The organism is Shewanella electrica (assembly GCF_022321485.1).
GTDB classification, from domain to species: Bacteria; Pseudomonadota; Gammaproteobacteria; order Enterobacterales; family Shewanellaceae; genus Shewanella; species Shewanella electrica.
Map to the genome: position 1 here is coordinate 1 of NZ_JAKOGG010000278.1, position 272 is coordinate 272.

The following is a 272-nucleotide window of genomic DNA, read 5'->3' on the forward strand; positions in this document are numbered from 1 at the left end:
CGACGACGACGAGAAGCAGAAGCTCATCGAGGAGGTCCACGCCGTCGTCACCGTCCGCGATGCCAAACACACCAATTTCGTCGAGTTTCGGAACTTTAAGATCATTTATCGGCGCTACGCCGGGCTCTATTTCTGTATCTGCGTGGACGTCACCGATAACAACCTGGCGTACCTGGAGGCCATTCATAACTTCGTGGAGGTCCTCAATGAGTATTTCCACAACGTGTGCGAGCTCGATTTGGTCTTCAATTTCTACAAGGTCTACACGGTGG

1 protein-coding gene is annotated in these 272 nt (G+C 52.2%); it reads left to right on the forward strand.

Annotated elements, in window-relative coordinates:
- Positions 1-272 (forward strand): longin-like domain-containing protein (locus L9G74_RS24160; protein WP_238898632.1); only part of this gene is annotated, 272 nt, incomplete at both ends.